Origin of the sequence: Marinactinospora rubrisoli, from assembly GCF_042664915.1 — a bacterium.
Classification (GTDB): Bacteria; Actinomycetota; Actinomycetes; order Streptosporangiales; family Streptosporangiaceae; genus Marinitenerispora; species Marinitenerispora rubrisoli.
The window spans coordinates 123,252-144,402 of the sequence record NZ_JBHTBH010000001.1 but is presented as its reverse complement, the minus strand read 5'-3'; the positions used below and the strand labels follow the sequence as shown (position 1 = coordinate 144,402).

Here is a 21,151-nt window from a genome sequence, read left to right as displayed (position 1 = left end):
GGGTCTACCCGGTTGAGTCGCCTGAGTGCCGCTTAGGCGGGGTGATCACTCGCCGCTTGGCTGTCCGCCGGTCTCCCGCCGCATCTCGGCACGCAGCCGAGCGAGAGCCTCATCGCGCACGGGCTCCGTGATAATCCGGTAGGCGCGCCTCCGGGCCGCTTCCTTGATCGCCTTGCGAAACTCGTTGTTGTCGAAGTACAGCTTCACGAACTCGGTATTGCGCTCAGCGTTCTCGGCGACGATATCGTCGAGCCGATCATCGGCGACCTGCCCGAAACGGGCTTCGTCGTTCATGAGCGCGATCTGTTGCATCCCCGTGTCCTCGACCAGGCCGACGACCTGCTGGTAGACGAGGACCTGGTCGGAGGTACCAAGACCCACCCCGAACCGGTCGTTCAGCTCTTCGATGATCTCCGAGAGGGGTTTGATGTCCGACTCGTGGTTGCCGCCGCCATCAGCGGCATGCCCGCGTATGTCTCGGTCGCCCACAGCCGACAGCGACACGTTGTGCCGCCCGGTGAACTCCAGCCGGAAGTGACTCAGATCCGCGTCGCCGATATCGACTGACGTGGACGGCCTCCCCGGCAGCCGGAGCAGCAGAACCCGGCCGTACTGGTAGAGCCGCTCCAGGTCCTTGTCCCCCCAGTCTACGATCTGCGCGATAAGGCTGTAGGCACGGACATAGTTCTGCAGGGCAGACCGAAAGCCGTCCCGCTCGTCATCGGTGTCGAGAGCAACGAAGCGATCAATAGCCGGCTTGAGGTATTCGTGTAGTTGGGCATGCAGTTTGCGTTCAGCGGCGTCCGGCATCCGACCGGGTTCGGCCTGAGCAAGGACCCTGATGAACGCCTCCATTTCGGAGGCGACCAGCAGCGCGTACTCCATCACTTCCCGCTGCTTGGTGTAGAGCAGATTCGGATCGCTCGGCTCCGTGATCGTCGTCTCGAACCAGTCCCCGAACGCAGCCTGGATGTCAGCGGCCGTGTTGACGAAGTCCAGGATGTGGACATCGTCCTGCGACTTCATCGGATGGATCCGGTTGAGTCGGGAGAGCGTCTGCACGGCGGCGACCCCGGTCAACGGCTTGTCGACGTACATCCCGCACAGCAACGGTTGGTCGAAGCCGGTCTGGTACTTGTCCGCCACGACCAGCAGTCGGTACTCGTCCTGGTCACGTGCGACTGCCTGCGGGTCGTCCGCCTTGGTGTAGCCGAACCGGTCCGGCAGCTGGTTCTCCGGGAAGCCGTTGAGCTGTGCTTCGGTGAACTCCAGACCCGCCGCCTCGTCTTTGAGCTGACCAGAGAAGGCCACCAGCGTGCCGCAGTCGGTGAAACCGCGCAGGGTAATGTAGTTACGGATCGCCTGGTAAAGGTCGAGCGCATGCTGGCGGCTGCTGGTGACGACCATCGCCTTGGCTCGCCCCCTGAGCCGTCCGGCGATGTTCTCGCGAAAGTCGTCGACGATCAGCTTTGCTTTCTGCTCCAGCGACTTCGGGTGCTGCTCGGCGAAACGGACCAGCTTCGCCTTCGCTTTGGCTTCGTCGACGTCCGGGTTAGAGATGCGCGATTCCGCCTGCTCAACGGCCGCGTTACGCAGCCGCCACTTGGTGTCGTATGTGATGTAGTTGGCCAGCACATCGAGGATGTAGCCCTCTTCGATCGCCTGCCGCATGGAGTAGATGTGGAAAGGCATGTGCATGCCCTGCTCACCAGTGCGGGGGTTCACCCGCTCCGGTTCGAAAGTGCCGAACAGCTTCAAGGTCGGCGACTTGGGGGTGGCGGTGAAAGCGAAGTAGGACAGGTTCGGCTGCTTGCCACGCACCCGCGTCATGTACTCCGCGTCATCCTCGTCCTCCTCGCGCGGCTGTGCGTTGGCTCCCAGCGCCTGCTTGAGCCGGATCGCCGACTCGCCGCCCTGCGACGAGTGCGCCTCATCGATGATGACCGCGTAACGCTTTCCGGCCAACCCCATGTCGGCGATCTTCTTCAGGACAAACGGGTACATCTGAAGCGTGCTGATGACAATCTTCGATGTGGAGTCATCGAGCGCCTTGGCCAGCTGGGTGGAGTCCTCGTCGATCTTCTTGACGACACCGGGCGTGTGATCAAACTGGAAGATGGTCCTCTGCAACTGCCTGTCGAGAATGACCCGGTCCGTGATGACGATCGTCTTGTGGAAGACCGGCTGGTTGCCGGCGTCGAACAGGTTGGAAAGACGGTGTGCCAGCCAGGCGATGGTGTTCGACTTGCCCGAGCCGGCTGAGTGCTGGACCAGGTAGTTATGCCCCGCGCCGTTCACCTGCGCGTGTGCCACCATCTTCTGCACAGCGTCCCACTGGTGGTAGCGGGGGAAGATGCGGGGAGAGGTGTGCGGGTTCGTCTTCGCGCCCTTTTTGTCCGGCGCCTTGACGTGGATAAAACGGTGCAGAATCTCCAGCCAGTTGTCACGCTGCCAGATCTGCTCCCAAAGGTAGGCGACGCTGTAGGAGTCCGGGGCGGCCGGAGGGTTTCCAGCGGCCCCGGACACTCCTGGGCCGTTGGAACCGACGTTGAACGGCAGGAACTGGGTATCACGGCCGCGCAGACGGGTGGCGATGAAGGCGCGGTCCGGATCGACGGCGAAGTGGACGAGGGTGCGCTTGGCGAAGAACACCTCGTTCGGGTCGCGACGTCGGTACTGCGCGATGGCGTGGTCGGCGTTCTGCCCGGTGTTCGGGTTCTTCAGTTCGACGGTGGCTACAGGCAGGCCGTTGACGAAGAACGCCATGTCGACCGACAGCTGGGGCTCGCGCACGCTGTAGTGCAGCTGTCGCGCGACAGTAAGAACGTTTGCGTTGTACTCAGCGAGGGCGTCAGCAGCCAAGGTATGACCGGGCCGGAAGTAGGCGAGGTCAATCTGGACACCCCGGTCGCGCACGCCTTGACGCAGTACGTCGAGCACACCGCGCGCGTCGATCTCGGAGGCGAGGCGCTGCGCGAACTGCCGTTCTGCAATGGTCTGGTCGCCATAGAGCTCGGTAAGCCGGTTCCAGGTCTTCGCCTGTGTGGCGCCGATGAAACGGTAGAGCTCGCCAGTGTCGATGCCGAGTTCGGCGTTGAATGTTCCGTGCGCGCGAGACCAGCCCCGCGCGACCAGCTCAACCTCGATACGGGACTCGAAGGGGTGCTCGGTATGTGGTCCAGCACTCATACAACAGCCCCTCCAGACGGGGACCGGCCGCTTGCGGTCGTGACGTCGAATTGGCCGGTTACCGCGGCAGTGATCAGAGCTTGGCGACGCTCGGTCAGTGTTTTGGCGAACGACTCCAATTTCGACTTAAGTCGCTCCTGGTCGTAAGTTTCGCTGACGATCCGATTGACGATCTGGGCCTGTTCGTCTCGCGGCGGCATGGGAACGCTCAACGCCAAGAAGGCCTCAGGATACAGGCGGAGCCTGGAAGTCCAGACTCCTTTTGAAAATCTCGTCATCTCAGTCACATATTCCGGAGTTCGGACCAAGAAGTCGAGATACTTCCCATCCATCACATCCGAAGTCATACGGTAAATACCGTATGCGGGACTGAGTATCCCGGGATATTGAGATACGCCAAGAGCTCCCATCCACGCCCAAAGCGTATTGATGACGAGGTCACCTGGTTGGCAGCGCTTGTATCCGACCATGCTCTCCGCCAAGAACATGGTGACATCTTTCTCGGACCGAGGTGTGACACCAGTCAGATGGGAGACGGAGAGAAGCTCTTCCTCTCCAGTGTCCGACAGATCCATAACCTCACGCATGATTATTTTATTGCGCAGCACGCGCCACGTCGACGGGATAAGTCCGATCGATGGGATTTTCGAATCCCGCCTATCTCCATCACGATCTCGACCGAAGACGAGATGAGACGTTACCGCGATCCGCCGCTCTTCGATCACGTCAACCATCCGACGCTGCCCAGCAATCAATTGGTCGATCCGAACTGTTTCAGAGTCAAGGAAGTCAACGATGCGACGTTGCTCATCCAGAGGCGGGAGACTGATTGGCGCCCCTGCGAGACGTTCGCGATTCAGTTCGATCTGATTGGTGGCGCCAACAATTAAGGCCGAATACACGTAGCCCTGGAAAGCTGTTGAACTCAGCCAGTAGTACAGGTACCGCGGGTCGACAACATCTCGATCTGCACGCGCAACCGTCACGTGCCCATCGGCAAGACACGGAAGACCGCTCGGATCACCAGCAAAATAGCCAACACGCCCCAAAGTACCAGTTCCCGTTGAATTGATCAGCACGTCGTCAGGAACGAGATACCCTTTCAGCTTCCGAGGATCTCCCTCATAGTTATGGAAGCGTGCCCGTTCCCAGTCGATACCAGTCGCCTGATTGGCAGCTTGGCTAATGACTCGCACCGGGCCGTCATCCACATAGTCAGGCGCCGTTCCGCGATTAAGGAACGTTGTTGCGAACTTGAGCGGTGACCAGGACCAGGACTCGGGCAGTGCCATATCAAGCCCCGAGCTCACCCCGTCACCTCACCCAACAGCGTCTGGATCTGTCCTTCTAGCTCACGTAGCTCTGCGTCGATGTCCGCCAATGGCCGTGGTGGCGAATATGTATAGAAGTAACGCGTGAACGGGATCTCGTAGCCAACCTTCGTCTTGTCGTGATCAATCCACGCATCCGGCACGTGAGGGGTGACCTCGCGGGCGACGTAGGCCTTGATATCTTCGTTCAAGGGAACGTTTTCGTAGTCGCGTAGGTCGGGGTCCGGCAAGACCGAACCGTCCTTCGCCTTCTGAACTTCTCCCTTCGGGTCTGACACCGAAATCGCACTCCAGAGCCCCTTCAACAGCGGCGCCTTAGTCGGCCAGAGCGCGCCGGCACTCACGACGGCCGCATGCAGGGCGTCAGCTGCCTCCTTCTTCGTCCACCACACCGAGCCGATCAACGTACGAAGTGCGTCAACCAGCGCCTCACGTCCATCCCACTTGGCGAGCGCCTTTGCGTTCTCCAGCGCGGACAAGCTGTCCTCGGTGATCTCGAACCGCAGCTTGAGCGGCCGTTCGACGGTGATTCGGTGATAGCCGAAGTCGCGGGTGTCGAAGATCTGCACCTTGCTGTGGTCCGGGTGGTCGACATTTGCTGCAACTTTGCGGGCATCAACATACAGGTCAGTGATGTGCTTAATCTGCGCATCGTTGATCTGCTTGCGCTTGTCGCCGAGCGACTTGCGCATCTTTTCCCACTGATCGCGTGCGTCGAGAAGGATGACCTTCTCACGAAGTTCCTTGGGCTTCCGGTTGGACAGGATCCAGAAGTAGGTCGATATACCGGTGTTGTAGAACAGTTGGTCGGGCAGCGCCACAATACCCTCAAGCCAGTCGTTCTCCAGGATCCACTGACGGATCCTGGACTCGCCTGACTCTGCCGCTCCTGTGAACAGCGGAGAACCGTTGAACACGATCGCCAGCCGGCAACCCTTGCCCTCGGTGGGCTCCATCTTTGAGATCATGTGCTGGAGGAACAGGAAAGAACCGTCGTTGATGCGAGGCGTTCCGGCGCCGAAACGCCCGGCGTGACCGAGTTCCGCCTCGTCCTCAACCTCATCCTTGATCTTTTTCCACTCCACACCGAAGGGCGGGTTGGCCAGCATGTAGTCGAACTTCTGGTCCGGGTGGCCGTCGTCGCTGATGGAGTTGCCATAGTGAATACGGCCGCGCTGATTACGCATGAGCATGTCGGACTGGCAGACCGCCCAGGATTCAGCGTTGACCTCCTGGCCGAACAGGTACACCTGAGCGTTCGGGTTGATCGACTTGATGTGGTCTTCAGCTGCGGTCAGCATTCCGCCGGTACCGCAGGCCGGGTCGAGGATGTTGATGACCTGGCCCTCGGCGGCGACCGTGTCGGCGTCCGGGGCGATCAGCAGGTTGACCATTAGCTTGATGACTTCACGCGGGGTGAAGTGCTCACCAGCGGTCTCGTTGGAGTCTTCGGCGAACTTGCGGATCAGATGCTCGAAGACGTAGCCCATGTCGTGGTTGGACAGCTTGTCAAGGTCGCGCATCTCGGCAAACCTGCCGACCACCTTGTAGAGGATCTTTGCGCTCGCCAGCCGAGTGATCTGGTTGTCTAGGTCGAAGCGGGCCAGGATCCTGCGCACGTTCGGTGAGAAGCCGTTGATGTAGTCACGCAGGTTTTTCGCGGTGCTCGGTGCGTCTCCGGCGATTGTCGTGAAGTCCTGGTCGGAGGTGTTGTAGAACGGCAGCTTGGCCGCGATCTCTAGCAGGCGCTCCTTGTTCTGGATATTGAGCGTGGCGTTCCGTTTCCGGACGGCGTCTCGGGTCGGCGCCATCACGGCGTCGAGCCGGCGCAGCAGCGTGAACGGCAGGATCACCTGCCCGTACTCATGGCGCTTGTAGTCGCCGCGCAGGAGATCAGCGACCGACCAGATGTCGCTTGCCATCTTGGAGTGCGTGGGGCCTGAGGTCACAGCTTGCTCGTCTCACCTTCGGTTACGTAGAGGTCGTCAGTGTTCTTCAGTGAGGGCGGGTCGGGGGCCAGAACACCGACAGTCAGCCCATGAATGGTTTGGTCGATCACGCTCGCGCTCACCCTCGCCAGCGTCGACAGCGCCTCCTGTAGCTCCTGCAGGCGGCGGAACGCATCACCGTAGCGTCGCTGCTCGGACAGAGGTATGCGCGGGATGCGACATCGGCGGAGCTCGTCGCGGCTGAGTACCCCGAGCGTATTGGTCACCGGCACCGAGCTGGCATCGGTTTGCAGGAAGGTCACCACGAAATGGGCGTCCAATCGTTCCGCATCCAATTCCACGACCTGTGCAATACCGAGCCCGTCTCCCTCCGCGCCGGTCGCGACGACTGGTGGCCGGCCATGAGTCCTCACCAGCAGGTCTCCGGCTCGGGGAGGGGTGTCGCGGGAGTGGATCGTCAGCGCTCCCGCACGTTCCAGTTCGCCGACGGTGACATGGGGATAGGCGGGTGGCGACGCGGGGGCGGCGAAGGACGGTATGCCGCGTCGCCCTACGTCAGAGTAGAGAGTCCGCAACCGCTCGGTGATTCGGAGCAGGTCGTCAGCCCTCGCTTCGGGCCGTGCGGCAACGTAGCGGGACGGGCGTAGATCGACGTCGCCGTCGAGGAGCTCCAGCCGGGGAACCGCATGGGAGATACTTGGGTCAGCGTCGGCGAAGAGTCGCTCCCAGGCTGCGTATTCATGGGGGACCTCGGCCGCATCGACCAATCCCGACAGGTCGGTCATGCGCACAACCGCGCTGCCCGATGAGCCGTAGGGGCGTTGCAGAACCCAAAGGCACACATCAGTGCTGGGCAACGACCCCATCCCCTTGGGCAGCGCGATGACGTCCCGCAGGACGCCGGAGCGCACCAGTCCTGTTCGGATATCCCGTCCGGACGGCTGGATGCAGGTGCGCGGCGACACAGCGACGACGGCCACGCCGAGTGGGCGAAGGTGCGCGTAGCAGTGCTGTACCCAGGCCAGTTCGCCATCGCGTGGTGCTGGAGTGCCGAACTTCCAGCGTTGATCGGTAACGAGTTCCTCCGATGGCCACTGCGGGAGGTCCAAGGGGGGCTCACAGATGACGGCCTTGGCCCTGCCCAGATAGGCGCCGAGTCGGTTGTCCAGCAGTGAGTCTCCCGTTTGGATCTCGTACGGCACATCCCAAGCGTTGCTGCGCAGGTTCAAGGCCGCAGCTGAGGCCGCCGACTCCTCAATCTCCTGACCGACAAGTTTGACGTGGTCACCGAAGCGGTCGGCAACGGCTGCTAGCGCCGTCGCGTCGGCGCATGCGGGATCGAGCACGATGTTCGCGTCGGCGTTGTCGACGTCCACGGGTTCTTCGCTGGCCGTTGAGCGAGGTAGCAGCGACACCATTACCCGGGCCAGCCGCTGCCCCGAGGTCAGGTCGGCATCGGCCCGCTCCTGCGGCGCTTGCCGAACGCGCGCGGCGAGCTCGTCGCGCTCGTCTTCCAGCGACGGCGCGAGGCCGTCGACGCGTTGCGTGCCGGTCTCGGTCTGGCCTGCCGTAGCCAACTGGTCGGCCTTACCTGTCGCCTTCAGCCATGCCTCGATCTGGGCCCGGGCAAATTTCGGGCTGCCCGCACCGCCGCGAACAGGTTTGGGAAATTCCGGATAACGGCGCCGCCAGTTTGAAACCGCGGCGCGGCTGACGCCCGCCAAGCGTGCGATCGCGGCCGCTGTCATCTCATCGCGCTCGTCCGGGTTCATGGGGCAACCCTAGCGACACCTTCTCGACACGGCAACACTGTGAACTTCGTTGACAAAGAGCGTCGATGTAAACATCATGTTCGGAGTGCGATGAGTCCCGCGCTCCGCACCTCCAGTCCCCCGAAGAGTCCGCCCCTGCTCCCAGCCACCTGGGTGACCCCGTTGCGTCGCGTGACGCGCCGCCCAGGATCCGCAGGTTCTTCCCCGCCTAGATCTCACCCACCGAGGGAGTGGCACCATGGCAGCCAGCACGTCCAGTACCTCCAAGCGGACCCTGTACCGACTCAAAGGCGTCGCTCCGACGATCAACGCGATGTTCGACGCTCTCGACGTCGAGCAACTTGAGCGCGTCAATGCGGAGATCGATATTCCCGACCGTCTTGGAGTGCCGGCGGTTCTCATCATCGGCAGCTTCGAACAGCCTGTCGCCAGCTGGTGCGAGGAGATCGTCCGCACCACGGGATGCGTCGTGTCGCGCCCCGTCAACCGCTCGGCCGGGCTGCTGATGCTCGCGGTCGACGGCGAGGTGTATGCCATCGGCTATGACCAGGGATTCCGCCTCGTCCCCGATCGCTTGAAGGATCAGCGGTTCGGGCTGAGCTTCGCGTCGCGCCGAGTCAACCCCGAAAAGATCCGGGATCTCGTGTCGCACACTCCCGGCGGCGGGCGGACTGACATCACCCTGGTGCCCGCCGGCGCCGCGGTGTGGAGCTTGGGCATCGCGGAGCACGCTCAGATCGTGCGCCGCCTCGGCGGCCAGCTGGACGGACTCGAACTCACGATTTCCCGCGACAACCCGGCGCAGATCTCCAGCGCCGACGGCGGCGTCGGCCTACGCCTGCGGCTCGGTGTCGATGCCGCCGACCTGGTGTCCGACATCCGTGCCATTGCTCAGGTGCTGCGCGCGGAGGCCCCTGCCCCGGGGCTGGAGTTCGTCGAGCAGGTCGTGCCTGTGAGGGACAGCGACCTGCTCGCGCGTCTGGAGGACACGCTTGACGATCTTCTCGGGCAGGCACCGGATGGGCGAGTTGGCGTCGCGGTCCCCGCCGACCATTGGGACGACTACACCACCGCCCGGGCGTTCCGGGTCAAGATCAACAGCAGGGTGGCCGGGTCCTCCACCGACGACTTCAGCCTCTCGTACGTCCTCGACCGGGCACGCGTCCAGCGCCGGGGCTGCCGCCTCACCGCGCTCCGGAACGGGACCGTCACCCTCTACCGGCACAGCCGCGCCGAGCGGACCGACGAGATCTGGTCGTCCAGCGTCCTCAGGTGGATCGAGACGGAGGTGCGGCTCGGCTCGCGCCGCTTCTTCCTGATGGACGGGGCCTGGTACGAGATCGACCAGGAGTATCTGAAGGTCATCCGCTCACATGTCGAGCGGCTGATTCCCGATTCACCGTCCGTCGATCTGCCCCCCTGGGTTCTCGGGGACAAGGAGTGCACCTACAACAAGTCCGTTCCGCTCCAGCGGCCCGGGTACCTCTGCTTCGACCGCGACAACGTCCGTACCGCACTACACCGGGGGAACGGCGTGGAGATCTGTGACCTGCTGAGCCCGGACAACGTTCTGGTCATGGTCAAGCGCGCCAAGGGGTCCGACGCGCTGAGCCACCTCTTCGGTCAGGCGCTCGTTGCCGTGCAGACCTTGCAGAACTCTCCGGAGGCCATGCAGCAGTTCACCGAGAAGGTGGCCGTGGCTCGCAAGGAGCATGGCCGGCCCCAGAGCTTTCAGCCCACGAAAGTGGTTTTCGCAATCCTGCTGAAGGATGGCGCCGACCTCACCGCCGACTCCTTGTTCCCCTTCTCCCAGGTGACGTTGGTGCAGACAGCGAAGACCCTCGCGCAGTGGAACGTCGAGGTCGAGGTCATCGGTATCGCAGCGGCTCAACGCACGGTGGATTCAGTGGGAAGACAGCGTTTCGTAGCCTAGACGAGGCTTTCCCGGTTCCTGCGGCATGAAGGGAGGGTGTCCACGTTCACCTGTGACAGCGAGCCTGGACACCCTCGTGACCGCACTCGACATGAAGATCAACGACGCGCAGGCGGGGATCGCCGGACTTCCGGACCGACCCACGGCACAAGCGCTCGGTAGGCCGCTGTAGCTGCACGTGGGCCAATCACGCGTACGCGTTTCGCGCCTCTCGGGTCAATACAGCCAGGGCATGGGAACGGAGTTCCCCGTTACGGACGCCAGCGCGGAAGGCGTCAACCTCGGCTCGGGTGAAGGTGAGGGTGGGGGAGCCGGGGTCGGGTGTGGTGAGGGTGGGTCCACCGTCGGTGGTGCGCTCGCTGCGGATGGGGTCCTGGATGGTGTGGTGCCCGGCGACGGCCTGGTCGCAGACGTCCTCCCAGTCCGCGTTGGCAACGACGAGTTCGGGGGACGTCACCGAGCTTGCTGTCACCGATGATGACGTGAGTACCGGACGCTGACGGTCGGCATTGAACGCAGTTGGCCGACCCGGTGCTGAAGCTTGCTTGGTGGATCGCTCGGCCGCCAACGGGGCGATGGGGCACGTGTTCTTCCATGACGGTTCACAGATGCAACGGCTCCGGCGTCAGTTGCAGGACGCGATCGGGCTGTGTTGCTCCTGCCGCATGCGTGCTCGCCCTCCGCAGAAGGTCCGTGATGGGCCACTCTGTCGACTAGTTGCTTGAGTAATTATCTAGAAGTCATTGCGAAATGATTATTCAGGCGGCAGCTCTGGACACGTAGAGCACGTGGTTGAACACGAAACCTTACGATTCTTCCGTGCTGTCGACCGCCCGACATGGCCTTGGCCAAATCTCGGCCCTGGCCTGGCGCTGTGACCTGCGGTGCGCCGTCGTCGAAGTCCACGACTCCGGCCGCGGTCTCCCCGCGCTGCCCTCGCCCGTCCGCCTCGCCGGACTTGATCCGCTCGTGGAGTCCGGGCGCGGCCTGCCCCTGGTCACCGCCTATGCGCGCGGCCGGTGCGGGGTGGCACCGCTGACCGGCGAACGCGGCAAAGCAGTCTGGTTCGCGCTTCCGCTCGGTGAGCTGTGGCCGTTCGCCGCCAGCGTGGCGACGTTCGTGACCCCCCGGATCTGGATCCGCCGCGCGGCCGCCCACTACGGATCCGCGCCCGCCGGTGCCCGTGTCACGTCGCACTGATGACGCACCCGCCCCCGCTTACAGAAGGAAGCAGCAGCATGACGAACTTGTCCGGCTGACATGGCCGCACGCGGCGCGGTCCGCTGATCCGGCTGAACACCATACTCGCGGTTGTCCTCACCTGGCTGCTCTGTACGGACTCGCCGCCTGCCCGTCGCCCGCAGAAACGGCTCGCGGCGGTGTCCGCACCGGCCACACCCGCCATCGACCGAGCGACTCCCTCAGCCGCCCGGCCATCGCACTCGCCACGCATCCGTTACCGAGATCGCCGACCAGCACGCCCCGCGATGGAAGGCCATCTACGGCGGCCACGCACCGGCCTACGTGGCCGACACCGCCGGATGGACTGACCGTCTCCGCACCCAACCTGGCCGCCCTCGACCGCATCCTACGGGCCATCGGCACCCAATTCGACGACCCCGGACCACTCATCCGCACTTACGTCAGTCGCCTCCGGGCGGCGGCCTGACGCCCCCGCCCGGCTGCCGCATGCCGCGCGGACGACGCTCTGCTGCAGCGCTCAGCGCTCCTCGTCGTCCCGCGCGGCGCGCTGCAGCCGGGCCAGGTGTTCGGGGTCGATGACGCGTTCGTCGTCCGCGTCGTCGACGACGGACTCCGCGCCCGTGCGGGTGTCCTTCACGGCGTCGGCGATGTTCTGCATGCCTTCCTGGACGGTGGGCCACCACGGCGCGTTGCTGCCCATCTCCGAGGGCAGGATCCACAGCTTGTTGGCGTCGCCCTTGGCGATCTGCGGGAGTTTCTGGAGGTACTGGTAGGCGAGCAGTTCGTTGCTGATGCCGCCGTCGTGCAGGGCGCGGAAGACCTTGGCGATGGCGTCGGCCTCGCCCTGGGCGCGCAGCTTCATGGCTTCGGCCTCGGCCTTGGCGCGGACCGTCTCCGCCTCGGCGGCGCCACGGGCGCGCAGGACGGCCGAGGACTGCTCGCCCTCGGCGCGCAGGATGGCCGACTGCTTCTCCCCCTCGGCCTCCAGGATCTCCGCGCGCTTGTCACGGTCGGCGCGCATCTGCTTCTCCATGGCCTCCCGGATGGACTCCGAGGGGTCGATGGCCTTGAGTTCGACCCGGCTGACCCGGATGCCCCAGTCCTCCGTGGCCTCGTCGAGCACCGCGCGCAGTTCCCGGTTGATCTGGTCCCGGGAGGTGAGCGTCTGCTCCAGGTCCATGCCGCCGATGACGTTGCGCAGCGTCGCCGAGGCGAGCTGCTCGACCGCGGTGATGAAGTTGGAGACCTTGTAGGTGGCGTCGTAGACGTTGGTGACGCGGTAGTAGACCACCGTGTCGACCTCGACCCCAAGGTTGTCCTGGGTGATGGCGGACTGCGGGGGGAAGCTGACGACCTGGTCGCGCATGTCGATGCGCTCGCGGATGTGGTCGACGAACGGGATGACGATGTTCAGCCCGGACTTGAGCGTCCGGTGGTACCGGCCGAACCGCTCCACCACGTCCTGCTCGGCCTGCGGCACGATGCGCACGCTGCGCACCGCGACGGCCCCCAGGATCGCCACGAAGACGAGGACGATGATGACGGTCAGCATCGGGGCGGCTCCGGCTCTCCGGTCGGGGGTGCGGCCGTCCCGCCGCGACGGCGCACGGCCGCGGCGGCGGGTGGAGGCATCCGGCTCCCGGGCGTGCGGAGGCCAGACGTCCACGCCGCGATCATAGGCTCCCCTCCGGGCGCCGCGGCCGGCCTGGATCCGCGACCTCGCAACAAACCTCCGAAGAATGGCCGAATCCGGACAGTTTCGCTGGTTGCGGCCGACTGAATCCGGGCGTTACGGCAGTCCCGTTTCCCGCGCCTGCCCGGCCGACCGACCGCCGTCCCGCACAGGGGACCTCACAGCGCGCGGGCGCTCCAGCGGTCGCCGTCGCGCTCCACCTTGAGCTGCAGCCCGAACGTCTCGCTCAGGTTGTCGGGCGTCAGCACCTCTTCCAGCGGCCCGGCCGCCACGGCCGCGCCACCGCGCAACAGCAGCGCGTGCGTGAACCCGGGCGGGATCTCCTCCAGATGGTGGGTCACGACGGCGAGGGCGGGCGCGTCGATATCGCCCGCCAGCGCGCTGAGCCGGCGCACGAGGTCCTCCCGGCCGCCCAGGTCCAGGCCGGCGGCCGGTTCGTCCAGCAGCAACAGCTCGGGGTCGGCCATCAGCGCCCGGGCGATCTGCACCCGCTTGCGCTCTCCCTCCGACAGCGTGCCGAACTCGCGCGCGGCGAGGTGGGCGGCTCCCCACTGGTCGAGCAGCGCGTGCGCGCGCCGGTGGTCGGGGGTGTCGTACTCCTCGCCCCAGGTGCCGAGGAAGCCGTAGGAGGCGCTGATCACCAGGTCCACCGCGCGGGTGACGTCGGGCACCTGGCCGGCCACCGCCGCGCTGGCGAACCCGATGAGCGGACGCAGCTCGAAGACGTCGCCGGATCCGAGCCGCTCGTCCAGCACCTCGACCGTGCCCTCGGTCGGGAACAACTGGGTGGCGGCGATCCGCAACAGGGTGGTCTTACCGGCGCCGTTCGGCCCGATGACGACCCAGCGGTCGTCCTCCTCGACCGTCCAGTCGATCCCGCGCAGCAGCTCCGCCTCGCCCCGGCGGACCCGCACGCCGCTCATGCGCAGCACATGCCCGTTCATCGCTCTCCTTCGTCGCGCCCGGGTGCGGCCGCTCGGACGCACCCACTGGTCTGGTGGTCGATCTACGCTGAATCGATGCTTCGAGAACTGTCATCCGCGCCGCTGGTCGCGTGGGGCAACGCATGGCTGTCCGGCCAGGCCGGGCTGGACGACGCCGTCGACGCGGTGGAACGGCGTACCGGCCCCCACGTCGTCGACGCCCCGGCCGGCGCCGGCCTTCCGTTCGAGCCGGGCGCCCCGTTGCGCGCGGCGCTCGCCGAACTGCGCGCCGCGGGCCTGACCGCCTTCCGGCTGTGCCTGCCGGTCCCGGGCGATCCATTGGGGCTCGTGGGGACGGCGGAACTCAACATGGCGGCGATCGAGGCTCGTGAGGCGGTGCTGGTGCGGGTGGCGGACCGGCAGCTGGGGTTGGTCCCCCGGGAGGACCGGCGTGGCTCATCCTACGTGGGAGTGTGCTGGACGCCTTACCCCGCCGCCGACACCACGCCCGAGTACATCCAGCTGGCGGAGGCCGAGTACCGGCTGAACCTGGCCGTCCGGGAGTGCACCGCGCTGTTCGGCCGGGTCGACGACATCGCCCCTTGGGGGCCTGAGGTCGCCCAAGCCCTGGCCGACCTCAGGGACGCGGACCGTGCGCCCACCGACGGTCTGGCTCCGGGGTTCCCGCAGCGCGCGCACCGGCTGGCGGCGCTCGCCGACCGGCTCGCGGTGGTGGTCCGGCTGGCCGACGTCTCCGGAGGCCGCGGGCTCAGCGCGAGCCAGATGGAGGCGCGCCGCACGGCGCTGGGGCTGCTGGACCGGGCGGTCCGGCGCGCCCGGATCGCCGCCTACACGGCGGTCGTACCCGGCTGAGGGCGCGGCGCTCTCTTCGCCCGCCCACGGAGCACCGAGGCCGGGCGGTGCCGTCCGTCCCGGGCCGGAATCAGGGAAACCCCAGGGTCGGTTCCGGATAACGGACCGTCCGGTACCGGCCGATACTCGTGGCCATGACCGATGATCCCGCGCGCACCCGACCGCCCGACCACGTACGGGCCTCTGACGCCGACCGCGATCACGTCGCCCAGCGACTCGCCGACGCACTGACCGACGGCCGGCTGACCCACGACGAGCACTCGGAGCGACTGGACGCGGTCTACACCGCGAAGACCCTGGGCGAGCTCGAACCGCTGACCCGCGACCTGCCCGATCCCACGCCGGCCGCTGCCGAGACCGCCGCCGAGCCGGTGTCCGGCGCGCCGCCGCTCGCCCCGGGGAAGGGAAGCGCCAACATCGTCGCGGTCCTCGGCAGCGCCGAGCGCCGCTCCCGCTGGGTGGTCGAGCCGCGCACCAACGTCTCCGCGGCGCTGGGCGGCGTCCACCTGGACCTGCGCGAGGCGATCCTGTCGCAGCGCGAGGTCGTGCTGCAGTGCGCCCTGCTGTTCGGCGGCCTGACGGTCGTCGTGCCCCCGGGTGTGCGGGTGGTGAACCGGACGTCGGCGATTCTCGGCGGAGTGAACGGCGACGCCGGCGGCTTCGACCCGCCCGCCGCGCCGGACGCGCCGACGGTCGTCCTCACCGGCCTGTGTTTCCTCAGCGGGATCGAGGTGCGGACCCGCGCCGTCGGGAGCGCGGAACAGTAGTCTGACCGCCGCGGGACGGCCACCGTCCGGCGGCCGTCGCGACCAGAAGGAGGAACGGTGCCCATGGAGCCCGACCACGTCCGCGCCTCCGACGCGGACCGCGATCGTGTGACGGACCGGCTCCGCGAGGCGCTGGCCGAAGGCCGGCTCACACCGCAGGAGCACGAGGAGCGGCTGGACGCGGTCTACCGCGCGAAGACCCTCGGCGACCTCGTCCCCATCACCAGTGACCTGCCCGCTCCCGGCCCGCAGGGCACGGATACCGCGAACCGGACCGCGGGCATGACCGTCGCCTCCGACGAGGCCCGGCGGCTCGCGGCGGGCAGCCAGGGGCGTGAGAACATCGTCGCCGTGTTCGGCGGCGCCGACCGTGGCGGCCGTTGGCTGGTGGAACCGCGCACCAACGTCTCCGTTCTCTTCGGCGGGGTCGCGCTGGACTTCCGCGAGGCGGTGCTGACGCAGCGCGAGATCATCGTGCAGTGCGCGGTCCTATTCGGCGGGCTGGAGATGACCGTCCCGCACGGGGTGCGGGTGATCAACGGCACAACGGCGATCTTCGGCGGTACGAGCACCCGCGGAACCGACGCGGTGACCGACCCGAACGCGCCGACCATCCGGCTCACCGGCGCCTGCCTGTTCGGCGGCATCGAGGTCAAGGCCAAGGCGGCGAAGAAGAAAAAGCGGTCCGACCAGGGCTGACGCCATCGTCGTCCGGAACGGCGCGGTCGATGACCGGCAGGTGAACATCAGGCGTTATCCACCACCTGCTGCCGAGTCGGTGGGAGGTGCCCGAGTAACTTGGACCACGTCATGACTCACGTGCCTTCCACTCTCCTGGTCACCGTGACCGGACGCGACCGGCCCGGCGTCAGCGCCCGGCTGCTCAGCACTCTGTCCGTGTACCCCGTCACCATCTCCGACCTCGAACAGGTCGTGATCGGCGGGCGCCTCGTGCTCGGCGCGCTGCTGGCGGTCGACGAGCGCGTCGCGCCGGGGGTCAACCGCGAGCGAGTGTTCGAGGAGGTCCGCGGCGCGGTCGAGAAGACCGCCGTGAACCTCGACATGGACGTGGAGTTCGCCCCCGGTGGCGGGCGCGTCGGTGCGGCGGCGCCGGACCGGCTGCACGTCACCATCCTGGCGAACCCGCTGCGCCCGGGCGCGCTCGGCGCCATCACCTCCTGCGTGGCCCGGGCGGGCGCCAACATCGACCGCATCGAACGGCTGGCGAGCTACCCGGTCACCTCGATCGAGCTGGTGGTCTCCGGGGCCGACTCCGACCGGCTGCGCGCCGACCTCGCCATGGAGGCGGCGACCCAGGAGATCGACGTCGCGGTGCAGCCGGCCGGGCTGCACCGCAGGGCCAAGCATCTCGTGGTGATGGACGTCGACTCCACCCTGATCCAGGGTGAGGTCATCGAACTGCTCGCGGAGTACGCCGGGTGCGCCGAGGAGGTCGCGCGGGTCACCGCGGAGGCCATGCGCGGCGAACTGGACTTCGAGGAGTCGCTGCGGCGCCGGGTGGCGCTGCTCAAGGGGCTGGACGCCGGCGCGCTGGACGCGGTCCGCGAGCGCCTGGAACTCACCCCCGGAGCGCGTACCCTGGTGCGGACCCTGAAGCGGCTCGGGTACGAGTGCGCCATCGTCAGCGGCGGGTTCACCCAGGTCACCGACGCGCTGGTGGAACGGCTCGGCTTCGACTACTCGGCCGCCAACACCCTGGAGATCGCGGACGGCAAGCTCACCGGCGGCCTGATCGGGCCGGTGATCGACCGGGGCGGGAAGGCCGACGCCCTGCGCCGGTTCGCGGCGGACGCCGGAGTGCCGCTCAGCCAGACGGTGGCCATCGGCGACGGGGCGAACGACCTCGACATGCTGCGGGCCGCGGGGCTCGGTGTGGCGTTCAACGCCAAGCCGGTGGTGCGTGAACAGGCCGACACCTCGGTGAGCGTGCCCTACCTGGACGCCATCGTGTTCCTGCTGGGCATCTCCCGCGAGGAGGTCGAGGCGGCCGACGAGGGCGACGCGTCGGCCGGGTGATGCGGGCGGCCGCCCGGCCGCTACTCCTCGATCGTGGGTCTGGGCAGGATCCGCCCCGTGCCGGTGCCCGGCGCCGCGTACAGCCAGCCGACCTCCAGGTCGACCACCGCGATGCTGGCCGGCGGGAAGGAGACCGCGGCGGCCGAGTCGGTGAACGCGAGCGCGAGCTGCGCCATCGTCGGGTTGTGGCCGACGACGAGCAGCGTGCGGACGTCGGGGTCGACCCTGCTGATGAGTTCGAGCATCTGGTCCGGATCGGCGGTGTAGGCCGCCGGCTCGTACTCGACGGTGGGCCGGGCGGGCAGCCGCTCGGCCACGAGGTCGAGCGTCTGGCGGGTGCGCCGGGCCGGCGAGCAGATGACGTGGTCCGGCCGCACGCCCTCGCGCACCAGCAGCTCCCCGGCGGCAGCCGCCCGCGCGCGCCCGGTGCCGGTTAGCTCGCGGTCGATGTCCGCCGTGCCTCCGGTGTGCTCCGCGTCGGCGTGCCGGAGGATGACCAGCCGCCCGCTCACGGCGAGAGCACCGTTGCGACGACCGCGAAGACCGCGACGAGTGCGGCCATGGCGGCGAGGGAGAGCAGCAACTGTTTCGTACCGGACATGCCTGTCAGTCTGCCACGTGAACGGAACCGGCCGGCGGCGGCACCGGGCCAGGCAGCGCCCGGCGATCCGGTGCCGCCGCCGGCCGGGGACGGACCGCCTGCCGGTCCGCGCGCGTGCGCGGACCGGCAGGCCCCGGGCCGACTCGCGACGGTTACCCGTTTCCGCCCGTGGACGGCGGTGCCTTGCTGCCGTTGGCGCTGACGCTCTCGGCGGCGGCCGGGTCGGCCTGGGCCTCCGGTGCCGCCACGGCCGGCTCCTGCGGCGTCGCCCCGACGCTCGCGGGAGCCGCGGCGGACGGCGTCTCCCCGCCGGAGCGGCGCTTGGACCACACGATGGCGCCCACGATGAGGAGCACCGCGATCGCCGTGACGCCCACGCGCAGCCACGTCTCGCCCGCGTACAGCACCACGCTCGGCGCGATGATGAGCGCGACCAGGTTCATGACCTTCAGCAGCGGGTTGATCGCCGGACCGGCCGTGTCCTTGAACGGATCGCCGACGGTGTCGCCGATGACGGTCGCGGCGTGCGCCTCGGAGCCCTTGCCTCCGTGGTGGCCGTCCTCGACCAGCTTCTTGGCGTTGTCCCACGCGCCACCGGAGTTGGCGAGGAACACCGCCATGAGCGCGCCGGCCGCGATGGCGCCGCCGAGGAACGCCCCCAGGGAGGCGTAGCCGAGGGCGAAGCCGACCGCGATCGGGGTGAGCACCGCCAGCAGGCCCGGGGTGATGAGTTCCCGCAACGAGTCCCGGGTGCAGATGTCGACCACCCGCCCGTACTCGGGCTTCTCGGTGCCGTCCATGATCCCGGGCCGGGTGCGGAACTGGTCGCGGACCTCCTGCACCACCCGTCCGGCGGCGCGGCCCACCGCCATGACGGCCAGACCGGAGAACAGGAAGACCACCGCGGCGCCGATGATCACGCCGACCAGCACGTTGGGCTGGTCGATCGAGAGGCTGAAGGTGTCGGCGGCCGTACCGAGCGCGCCCTCCACCGAGGTCCGGAAGGCTCCGAACAGCGCGGTGGCGGCGAGCACGGCGGTGGCGATGGCGATGCCCTTGGTGATCGCCTTGGTGGTGTTGCCGACCGCGTCCAGACTGGTCAGCACGTCCGCCCCGGCGCCCTCGACGTCGCCGGACATCTCCGCGATGCCCTGGGCGTTGTCCGAGACCGGCCCGAACGTGTCCATGGCGACGATGACGCCGACCGTGGTCAGCAGCCCGGTGCCGGCGAGCGCCACCGCGAACAGGCTGATGGTGATATTGCCGGCGCCCAGCAGGAAGGCGCCGTAGACGGCGCCGGCGATGAGGAGCGCGGAGTACACCGCCGACTCCAGGCCCACCGAGATGCCCGAGAGGATGACGGTGGCCGCTCCGGTCTCCGAGCTCTCGCCGATCTCCCGGACGGGGCGGCGGTTGGTCTCGGTGAAGTAGCCGGTGAGCAACTGGATGGCGGCCGCCAGCACCAGCCCGATGAGGACCGCTCCGATGGCGATGAGCTGCGGGTTGCCATCGAGCGCGGCGATGTCGGAGCCGACCCCGTTGAGCTCGGCGAAGCTGCTCGGCAGGTAGGCGATCGCGGTGCCGACGACGAGGACGGCGGAGATGATCGCGGAGATGAAGAAGCCCCGGTTGATGGCGGCCATGGCGTTCTTGTCGCGGGCGCGCGGCGCGACCACGAAGATGCCGATGACCGCGGTGATGACGCCGATCATGGGCACCAGCAGGGGGAACACCAGGCCCTCGACGCCGAAGGCCACCCGGCCCAGGACGAGCGAGGCGACGAGCACCACCGCGTAGGACTCGAACAGGTCCGCGGCCATACCGGCGCAGTCGCCGACGTTGTCGCCCACGTTGTCGGCGATGGTGGCCGCGTTGCGTGGGTCGTCCTCCGGGATGCCCTGCTCCACCTTGCCGACCAGGTCGGCGCCGACGTCGGCGGCCTTGGTGAAGATGCCGCCACCGACACGCATGAACATGGCGAGCAGCGCCGCCCCGAATCCGAAGCCCTCCAGCACGATGGGCGCGTCGCCGCGGTACAGCAGCACCACGACGGCGGCACCCAGCAGGCCGAGGCCCACGGTGAACATTCCGGCCACTCCGCCGGTGCGGAACGCGATGCGCATGGCCGCGTGCTCGCCGCCGTCGCGCGCCGCCGCGGCGACGCGGACATTTCCGCGGACGGCAAGCCACATTCCGATGAATCCGGTCAACGCCGAAAAGACGGCGCCGAGTGCGAAGAACAGTGATCGGCCGATCCGCACCGCTTCGGAATCCGCGGGAAGCAGCAGAAGCAGCAGAGGAATGGCGATGACGAAAATGATCAAGGTGCGGAACTGGCGTTTGAGATACGCCGCCGCGCCCTCCTGAACCGCGAGCGCGATGTTCTGCATGCGCTCCGTTCCCTGGCCTGCGGCCAGAACCTCACGGACCAGTCCTCCGGCCACGGCGAGCGCGAGCAGCGCCACCGCCAGGACCACGATGACCAGCGTGAGGTTCATGCCGTCGAGGGCCAGAGCCGTGCCACCTTCAGCGGCGAGGTTGAGCCCAGACAAACCGTCCTCCTAGCGACGGGCGGCCCGGCGTGACCCACGCTGTGGCGCGCCGCCGTCCGGGACGGCCCCGGACCGGTAGCCCGACGGCACGCTGAGCAGGGTCGTGCGGTGCCACCACCGACGTAAACGGTTTACCACCACCGTTTCGTCCGGCCGGACGCGACGGCGGCGGCAAAGCCGTGCCGGGGATTCTACGCACCGGCACACCGAAAAGCGGGGGGCGGGGCCGGTTTTCCGTGCAACACGGGGGACCTGTGATCTCACAGTGATCTGAGAATTACGACATCGCCCCGTATAACGCCAGGAGATTAATATTTTTCTCAAATCA

At 67.2% G+C, this 21,151-nt stretch carries 15 protein-coding genes; 6 read left to right on the top strand and 9 right to left on the bottom strand.

Annotated features, from left to right (window positions below; all coding sequences use genetic code 11):
• Positions 1-45: 45 nt before the first annotated feature.
• Genes ACFQRF_RS00650 through ACFQRF_RS00635 form a run of 4 tightly spaced genes read right to left on the bottom strand, consistent with a single transcriptional unit; the run spans position 46 to position 8,241 of the window.
• Positions 46-3,189 (bottom strand): type I restriction endonuclease subunit R, encoded by a 3,144-nt coding sequence (locus tag ACFQRF_RS00650; RefSeq protein ID WP_379868008.1) that lies wholly within the window; start codon positions 3,187-3,189, stop codon positions 46-48.
• Positions 3,186-4,499, bottom strand: a complete 1,314-nt coding sequence (locus tag ACFQRF_RS00645) for a restriction endonuclease subunit S (protein WP_379868007.1) — start codon at positions 4,497-4,499, stop codon at positions 3,186-3,188. Before ACFQRF_RS00645 ends, ACFQRF_RS00650 begins: the two co-directional genes overlap by 4 nt.
• Positions 4,496-6,442, bottom strand: a complete 1,947-nt coding sequence (locus ACFQRF_RS00640) for a type I restriction-modification system subunit M (RefSeq protein WP_379868006.1) — start codon at positions 6,440-6,442, stop codon at positions 4,496-4,498. Before ACFQRF_RS00640 ends, ACFQRF_RS00645 begins: the two co-directional genes overlap by 4 nt.
• Positions 6,443-6,465: 23 nt before the next feature.
• Positions 6,466-8,241, bottom strand: coding sequence for an N-6 DNA methylase (locus tag ACFQRF_RS00635; RefSeq protein WP_379868005.1), 1,776 nt, complete (start codon positions 8,239-8,241; stop codon positions 6,466-6,468).
• A 238-nt stretch (positions 8,242-8,479) separates the two neighbouring features.
• Between ACFQRF_RS00635 and ACFQRF_RS00630 the strand changes: the two genes are divergently transcribed.
• Positions 8,480-10,174 carry a TIGR04141 family sporadically distributed protein gene (locus ACFQRF_RS00630; RefSeq protein ID WP_379868004.1) on the top strand — a complete coding sequence of 565 codons (1,695 nt, stop codon included), beginning with the start codon at positions 8,480-8,482 and terminating at the stop codon, positions 10,172-10,174.
• Between the two features lie 187 nt (positions 10,175-10,361).
• Here ACFQRF_RS00630 and ACFQRF_RS00625 read toward each other — a convergent pair whose 3' ends face one another.
• Positions 10,362-10,646, bottom strand: a complete 285-nt coding sequence (locus tag ACFQRF_RS00625; protein WP_379868003.1) for a DUF397 domain-containing protein — start codon at positions 10,644-10,646, stop codon at positions 10,362-10,364.
• 347 nt (positions 10,647-10,993) lie between these two features.
• On the opposite strand from ACFQRF_RS00625, the gene ACFQRF_RS00620 reads away from it, so the two are divergent.
• Positions 10,994-11,374, top strand: coding sequence for an ATP-binding protein (locus tag ACFQRF_RS00620; RefSeq protein WP_379868002.1), 381 nt, complete (start codon positions 10,994-10,996; stop codon positions 11,372-11,374).
• 520 nt (positions 11,375-11,894) lie between these two features.
• Here ACFQRF_RS00620 and ACFQRF_RS00615 read toward each other — a convergent pair.
• Positions 11,895-12,929 (bottom strand): SPFH domain-containing protein, encoded by a 1,035-nt coding sequence (locus tag ACFQRF_RS00615; protein ID WP_379868978.1) that lies wholly within the window; start codon positions 12,927-12,929, stop codon positions 11,895-11,897.
• Positions 12,930-13,228: 299 nt separating this feature from the next.
• Entirely contained in the window at positions 13,229-14,014 is a 786-nt protein-coding gene (locus ACFQRF_RS00610) for an ABC transporter ATP-binding protein (RefSeq protein ID WP_379868001.1), read from the bottom strand.
• A gap of 75 nt (positions 14,015-14,089) precedes the next feature.
• Between ACFQRF_RS00610 and ACFQRF_RS00605 the strand changes: the two genes are divergently transcribed.
• From ACFQRF_RS00605 to serB, 4 genes are all read left to right on the top strand, one after another.
• Complete coding sequence (locus ACFQRF_RS00605) at positions 14,090-14,866, top strand: hypothetical protein (protein ID WP_379868000.1); 777 nt, start codon at positions 14,090-14,092, stop codon at positions 14,864-14,866.
• Positions 14,867-15,000: 134 nt separating this feature from the next.
• On the top strand, positions 15,001-15,633 hold the full coding sequence (locus ACFQRF_RS00600) for a DUF1707 SHOCT-like domain-containing protein (RefSeq protein ID WP_379867999.1): 633 nt from the start codon (positions 15,001-15,003) through the stop codon (positions 15,631-15,633).
• Positions 15,634-15,696: 63 nt separating this feature from the next.
• Positions 15,697-16,332 (top strand): DUF1707 SHOCT-like domain-containing protein, encoded by a 636-nt coding sequence (locus ACFQRF_RS00595; protein WP_379868976.1) that lies wholly within the window; start codon positions 15,697-15,699, stop codon positions 16,330-16,332.
• A 111-nt stretch (positions 16,333-16,443) separates the two neighbouring features.
• Entirely contained in the window at positions 16,444-17,670 is a 1,227-nt protein-coding gene (gene serB / locus ACFQRF_RS00590) for a phosphoserine phosphatase SerB (protein WP_379867998.1), read from the top strand.
• A gap of 20 nt (positions 17,671-17,690) precedes the next feature.
• Here serB and ACFQRF_RS00585 read toward each other — a convergent pair whose 3' ends face one another.
• Together ACFQRF_RS00585 and ACFQRF_RS00580 are read right to left on the bottom strand one after the other, a co-directional pair.
• Positions 17,691-18,182: a SixA phosphatase family protein gene (locus ACFQRF_RS00585; protein ID WP_379867997.1), complete on the bottom strand. Its 492-nt coding sequence runs from the start codon at positions 18,180-18,182 to the stop codon at positions 17,691-17,693.
• Between the two features lie 241 nt (positions 18,183-18,423).
• Positions 18,424-20,769 (bottom strand): sodium-translocating pyrophosphatase, encoded by a 2,346-nt coding sequence (locus ACFQRF_RS00580; RefSeq protein WP_379868974.1) that lies wholly within the window; start codon positions 20,767-20,769, stop codon positions 18,424-18,426.
• Positions 20,770-21,151: the final 382 nt, after the last annotated feature.

Excerpts from the sequence above, each read along its gene's own strand:
- ACFQRF_RS00650 (WP_379868008.1), bottom strand. The coding sequence starts at position 3,189 with ATGAGTGCTGGACCACATACCGAGCACCCCTTCGAGTCCCGTATCGAG.
- ACFQRF_RS00640 (WP_379868006.1), bottom strand. The coding sequence starts at position 6,442 with ATGGCAAGCGACATCTGGTCGGTCGCTGATCTCCTGCGCGGCGACTAC.
- ACFQRF_RS00635 (WP_379868005.1), bottom strand. The coding sequence starts at position 8,241 with ATGAACCCGGACGAGCGCGATGAGATGACAGCGGCCGCGATCGCACGC.
- ACFQRF_RS00630 (WP_379868004.1), top strand. The coding sequence starts at position 8,480 with ATGGCAGCCAGCACGTCCAGTACCTCCAAGCGGACCCTGTACCGACTC.
- ACFQRF_RS00615 (WP_379868978.1), bottom strand. The coding sequence starts at position 12,929 with ATGCTGACCGTCATCATCGTCCTCGTCTTCGTGGCGATCCTGGGGGCC.
- ACFQRF_RS00610 (WP_379868001.1), bottom strand. The coding sequence starts at position 14,014 with ATGAACGGGCATGTGCTGCGCATGAGCGGCGTGCGGGTCCGCCGGGGC.
- ACFQRF_RS00605 (WP_379868000.1), top strand. The coding sequence starts at position 14,090 with ATGCTTCGAGAACTGTCATCCGCGCCGCTGGTCGCGTGGGGCAACGCA.
- ACFQRF_RS00600 (WP_379867999.1), top strand. The coding sequence starts at position 15,001 with ATGACCGATGATCCCGCGCGCACCCGACCGCCCGACCACGTACGGGCC.
- ACFQRF_RS00595 (WP_379868976.1), top strand. The coding sequence starts at position 15,697 with ATGGAGCCCGACCACGTCCGCGCCTCCGACGCGGACCGCGATCGTGTG.
- serB (WP_379867998.1), top strand. The coding sequence starts at position 16,444 with ATGACTCACGTGCCTTCCACTCTCCTGGTCACCGTGACCGGACGCGAC.
- ACFQRF_RS00580 (WP_379868974.1), bottom strand. The coding sequence starts at position 20,769 with ATGAACCTCACGCTGGTCATCGTGGTCCTGGCGGTGGCGCTGCTCGCG.